Genomic DNA, 4,944 nt, shown 5'->3' with positions numbered 1-4,944 from the left:
CAGTAGATTTTTTAAATCGATTGCTTGATTTAAAGAATCGTGACCTTAGTTTTAAACAGGAGATAGGCAGTTTTATTCCAAATCTGTTGTTTTTATTCAACTGGTTGCTTGTGCTCTTAAAGCAATAACGTGATGTAAAATTTAAAGCTTATTCTTTACTCTATGGATTCTTTGAAAAACATCGCAATAGAAGAGGCTGTAGTTTGATCACAGCCATCTGCTGATTGTTTTGTCTGGAAGCAGCGAGTAGCGGGACAGTTCATGGCAGCCCTCATCCTCGAAGTCAGCAGCCTGACGATGCAATTCGGCGGCATCCGCGCCTTGGACGGTCTTGATCTCTGTGTCCGGCAAGGCGAGATCGCTGCCTTGATCGGCCCGAACGGCGCAGGCAAGACCACCTTTTTCAACTGCGTCACTGGCATCTGCAAGCCTACTTTCGGCCAAATTCAGCTCAATCCGCCCGGCGGCAAAGCGGTGCGGCTGAACGGCCTCGCTCCGCACAAGGTGACGCAGGCCGGTGCAGCTCGCACCTTCCAGAACATCCGTCTCTTCCCGGAAATGACCGTGCTGGAAAATGTGATGATCGGGCGGCACTGCCGAACAAAAGCCGGGCTGCTCGGCGCGATATTGCGGGATAAACGGACACGGCAGGAGGAAAAGGAGATAATCGCCCGTTCCTTTGCCCTGTTGGAGATAATCGGCCTCGCCGCTTCAGCGGACGAGCTGGCGAAACATCTGCCTTACGGGGCGCAGCGGAAGCTGGAAATCGCCCGCGCTTTGGCCACAGAGCCGCTGCTCTTGCTGCTGGATGAACCAGCGGCGGGCATGAATCCGCAGGAAACCGCCGAGCTGGACAGTCTCATCTGCGCCATCCGCGATGAAGGCATCGCCATCCTCCTGATCGAGCATGACATGAAGCTGGTGATGAGTCTGTCCGACCACATCTTTGTCATGGATTATGGCCGAAAAATTGCTGAAGGGAAACCGGAGGAGGTGCGGCAAAATCCTGAGGTGATCAGAGCGTATCTGGGTGAGCAGCCTGAGAGCTGACAATGAGAATCTGGGACATCAGTCCGGGCTATCTCAACCGACAGAGCTTGCTGGGAGAGCACCGGGAGCTGCACGGCATTGTTTCTATTTTGACGCACGGCAAAAAGGGTTATTCCCGCCACCCGGAAACTCTGCGCTGGACGGGCTGCTTGCAGGCTCTGGCACGGCGACATCAGCAGCTTACCTGCGAAATGGCGTTGCGGGGATTCCGGGAGCGGTCGCCGATTCCGTTCAGCAGCGGCGGTACAGCATGGCCTGCGGTGTATATTGACGAGCCTGCGGCGCAGTTTGTGCGGCTCAAAGAAAAATATGCAGAACGCGGGCAGGGCCGGATACCTCTGCCCCGCAATGCTCAGCAGCTTTGGAGCCAGCACAAATATTCAACGCTGGCCCGCGAGGTGCAGCTGTACAAGAAAACAGGACAGCAGGTCGCCAGCGGCAAGGCGGATTTCGTCCAGCTCGCCCAGCTGCTGGCTGAACTGCTGCGGCAGCCGCCGACGGCTGGCGGGTTGAAAAACGCCCTTCAGCACATGTGGGGCCATGTCGCGGAACTGCCGCCTGCGCCAGAGGAAAAACCGGAAACTTGGTCGTGGCTGAGATTGCTGAAAGAAACGCAGCTTCGGGCCATGCAGCACAACGAGCCGTATCTGACTGTCTCCACCGCGCTGAGCGACCTGATGATGTGGACAGAGGAAATCCTTCCTGATCAGCCGACGGCCAGCCGCTGCGCATGACAGACGGCAACGGCCAGCGCGTCAGCGGCATCGCTGCTCGGCGGGCCGCTGAGTTCGAGCAGCACCTGAATCATGCGCTGCACTTGTTCTTTTTCCGCATGACCGTAGCCGGTCACAGCCTGTTTGACCAAGCGGGGCGGATAACCATGCACCGTCAGACCTTGACGCAGCAGGGCAACCACCGCCGCGCCCCGCGCTTGGCCGAGCTTAAGAGCGGAGCGGGGATTATGGGAGGTGAAAACATCTTCCACTGCTGCGGCCTCTGGCCTGTGCTGCTCAATAACTTGCGACAGTCCGTCAAAAATGACTAAAAGCCGCCGGGAAAAGTCCTTCTCGCGCTCGGCGCGGATGGTGCCGCAAGCGACAAAGCCAAAGCTCGGCCCCAGCTTGTCAATAATCCCGTAGCCTGTGATCCGCGAGCCAGGATCAATGCCGATAATCCTCAGCGGCAGGGCTATGACAGCTTCTCCATCAACGCTTCAGGGATGTCAAAGTTGGCGTGCACCTTCTGCACGTCGTCATGATCCTCAAGGCTTTCCAAAAGCTTGAGCAAATTGGATGCGGTCTTCTCCTCAGTCACCTCAATGGTGTTCTTCGGTACCATCAGAATGCCCGCCTCGCTCATCTTGACCTTGCTTTTTTCAAGCTGCTCGACCACCGCGTTGAAGTCCTCCGGCGTTGTATAAATCTGAAAGCCGCCGTCCTCGTTCACCACGTCTTCAGCCCCAGCTTCCAAGGCCAGCTCCATGATCTGCTCTTCATCCACGCCTGTCCCGTCCACGCTGATCACGCCGCGCTTGTCAAACATCCAGCCCACGCAGCCGTTTTCGCCGAGATTGCCGTTGTTCTTGGCGAAATAATGACGAATGTCGGCAACAGTTCTGTTTTTGTTGTCGGTCATGGTTTCAACTAAGACGGCAACACCTCCAGGCCCGTAGCCTTCATAGAGGATTTCATCATACACCGCGCCGTCCAGCTCGCCGGAACCTTTTTTGATCGCCCGCTCGATGTTTTCCTTCGGCATGTTCTCTGCTTTTGCCGCATTCACCGCGCTGCGCAGGCGTGGATTGCCGTCAATGTCGCCGCCGCCCATTCGGGCTGCAACCATGATCTCTTTGATCAGCTTGGTGAATATCTTTCCCCGCTTCGCATCCAGAGCACCTTTCTTCCTTTTAATGGTGCTCCATTTAGAATGTCCTGACATTACTTGTTCTCCGTCGTTATTGCGCTAAAACCGGCAGTGCCGGCATCATGTTTTCAGTTGTTTTTGATGGATTCCGCAACAATATCTCTGATGGCTTTCACTAAAACATTGAAGCTGCGCGAACAGTTGCCGTCCAGATGCAAATGTTTGCCAATCGCCCGCGAGCCGGACACTTTGTCATATTTTTTTGTCAGCCGCAGCAGTTCCTGCGCAGCTTTAGGAATGCTGTCCGGCTCCCGGTATTTTTTGTTCTTCTGGAGCTTGGCCAGATTTGTCAGCTCAAGACCTTGTTCCACCGCTTGCAGGTCGCCAAGATAGAAACTCTCCAGTTCATGACAGGCGATACGCATAACCACGTCCGTTTTTCCTGCCTCGTGACATTTTTTTAGCAAATTGTCTTTGATCTTCCGACAGTCACCTGCGTCCTGATCGCGCATCACAATAAAACGCGAGTCAGGTTTGTTCCAAAGTCGCATCTTGCGGACGAGCTGCTTTTCTAAATCCTGCTTGCCCTCAAAAACTATGAAACGGGAAGAGACTTGTTCGGGCAGCAGCTTCGGCAAAATGCCTTGCAGCATTTCTTTGGCCGATGGTTCTTCCAAAAAGAAAACCAGCGTGGTCATTGAGGATCAGCACCTTCAAAAAAACCCTGCTTCCATAAATAACCCATTTTGTCGCCGTCATTCATATATGCTGCGATTTGCGAATCGTCCTTGGCCCGCCTGACCTTGCTGTAGCCGTTTTCTTTGACCAACCAGAACACTTCATCAAGTTCAGCGGCATTGAGGAAATCAGGCGAATGCGTGGAAACAAAAACTTGGCCGCCGCGCTGGGCGTAAGAGCGAAATTCCTCGGCCAGTTCTAAAAGCAAAGTCGGATAAAGCTGATTCTCCGGCTCTTCAATGCAGAGCAGTGGATGCGGACGAGGATCATGCAGCAGCACCAAGTAAGCAAACATCTTCAAAGTGCCATCTGAAACGTATTTGTCAATAAACGGGTCTTTGAAAGAGCCATCTTGAAATTTCAGCAGCAGACGGCCATCATCAGTGGACACAGAACTGATTGCGCTGACTCCAGGCACGCGACTTTTCATTTTTTCAATGATCCGCTGAAATTCTTTTGGATGATTTTCATGCAGATGATTGGCAACTAATTGCAGATTGTCACCGGACACAGAAAGATGCTCTGCATATCCGGCTGCATCTTTGCTGCCGCGAGCATCGTTGATATGAAAATTAGACACGTGCCAATTCTCCAGCATCTCGCGGAAGGCGTTGGCAGCCTTGAAACGCTGAAACTGGCCTAATCCTTTGACGGCCAAGATGTCAGCACTGTCCAGTTCTTGCGGCTCTGGGGTCAACTCTTCATCTGTCTTGTTAAAATCTTCTTCATTTTTGATCGCTATTCCTTTGCCGCGCTGGAAATCAAGAAAATGATAAGGCTTGCCAGCCGCGCCCCTCTTATACCGCAATATTTCCCGCTCCACAATCGCCTTGCCCTGCTTCTGGGCGATTTCCAAGAGATATGTAACTAAACGTTCTGTGTTGTTGATGGGATGACGAAACTGCAATTCAATATAAATTGACTGATCAGTTTTTCCCCGACTGACCACTTCTTTAAATCCGCCTCGGCTTTGCAAAGCGCGAGACACATTATATGTCAGGCAGTCTTTCAGAAAGCCAAAAACATCAAACAAAGTTGACTTTCCCGCGCCATTTGCGCCCACAACAATGCAGAAGGAGGGGATGTCAAGCAGCTCGACATCCTCAAAGGCTTTGAAATTCTTCAGCCGTATGGTTTCAATCTTCATTGCCGCCTCTCTCGAATGCTGTTCAGCAGTCTTCCGCCTCTCTTTTCATCCGCCAAAACCCTGTCCCCAGCACAAGAAACCTCTCTGCTGTTCACGCGGGATATTCGCAGTTTGATCACTTTATAATTCAAATTCAATCAGGCGGC

6 protein-coding genes are annotated in these 4,944 nt (G+C 52.7%); 2 read left to right on the top strand and 4 right to left on the bottom strand.

The window, feature by feature from the left end:
- Positions 1–261 precede the first annotated feature (261 nt).
- Positions 262–1,050 (top strand): ABC transporter ATP-binding protein, encoded by a 789-nt coding sequence (locus tag ACNKID_RS10375; RefSeq protein WP_417913359.1) that lies wholly within the window; start codon positions 262–264, stop codon positions 1,048–1,050.
- Positions 1,051–1,052: 2 nt separating this feature from the next.
- On the top strand, positions 1,053–1,784 hold the full coding sequence (locus ACNKID_RS10370; protein ID WP_417913358.1) for a pyrimidine dimer DNA glycosylase/endonuclease V: 732 nt from the start codon (positions 1,053–1,055) through the stop codon (positions 1,782–1,784).
- On the opposite strand, the gene ruvC is transcribed toward ACNKID_RS10370, so the two are convergent.
- Genes ruvC through ACNKID_RS10350 form a run of 4 tightly spaced genes read right to left on the bottom strand, consistent with a single transcriptional unit; the run spans position 1,757 to position 4,798 of the window.
- Positions 1,757–2,230 carry a crossover junction endodeoxyribonuclease RuvC gene (gene ruvC, locus ACNKID_RS10365; protein WP_417913360.1) on the bottom strand — a complete coding sequence of 158 codons (474 nt, stop codon included), beginning with the start codon at positions 2,228–2,230 and terminating at the stop codon, positions 1,757–1,759. The two genes, ACNKID_RS10370 and ruvC, sit on opposite strands and share 28 nt — an antisense overlap.
- Positions 2,231–2,238: 8 nt before the next feature.
- Positions 2,239–2,988 carry a YebC/PmpR family DNA-binding transcriptional regulator gene (locus ACNKID_RS10360; RefSeq protein ID WP_417913357.1) on the bottom strand — a complete coding sequence of 250 codons (750 nt, stop codon included), beginning with the start codon at positions 2,986–2,988 and terminating at the stop codon, positions 2,239–2,241.
- A 53-nt stretch (positions 2,989–3,041) separates the two neighbouring features.
- Positions 3,042–3,611 carry a DUF4276 family protein gene (locus ACNKID_RS10355; protein WP_417913356.1) on the bottom strand — a complete coding sequence of 190 codons (570 nt, stop codon included), beginning with the start codon at positions 3,609–3,611 and terminating at the stop codon, positions 3,042–3,044.
- Entirely contained in the window at positions 3,608–4,798 is a 1,191-nt protein-coding gene (locus ACNKID_RS10350) for an AAA family ATPase (protein WP_417913355.1), read from the bottom strand. Before ACNKID_RS10350 ends, ACNKID_RS10355 begins: the two co-directional genes overlap by 4 nt.
- Positions 4,799–4,944 lie beyond the last annotated feature (146 nt).

It is taken from the genome of Candidatus Electronema sp. TJ (genome assembly GCF_048287355.1).
In the GTDB taxonomy this organism is placed as follows: Bacteria; Desulfobacterota; Desulfobulbia; order Desulfobulbales; family Desulfobulbaceae; genus Electronema.
Note: the sequence above shows the minus strand (reverse complement) of the source record. Positions and strands in the feature narration are given on the sequence as shown.

Bases quoted from the DNA above. Each gene is read 5' to 3' on its own strand.
- ACNKID_RS10350 (WP_417913355.1), bottom strand. From the start codon at position 4,798: ATGAAGATTGAAACCATACGGCTGAAGAATTTCAAAGCCTTTGAGGAT.
- ACNKID_RS10355 (WP_417913356.1), bottom strand. From the start codon at position 3,611: ATGACCACGCTGGTTTTCTTTTTGGAAGAACCATCGGCCAAAGAAATG.
- ACNKID_RS10370 (WP_417913358.1), top strand. From the start codon at position 1,053: ATGAGAATCTGGGACATCAGTCCGGGCTATCTCAACCGACAGAGCTTG.
- ACNKID_RS10375 (WP_417913359.1), top strand. From the start codon at position 262: ATGGCAGCCCTCATCCTCGAAGTCAGCAGCCTGACGATGCAATTCGGC.
- ACNKID_RS10360 (WP_417913357.1), bottom strand. From the start codon at position 2,988: ATGTCAGGACATTCTAAATGGAGCACCATTAAAAGGAAGAAAGGTGCT.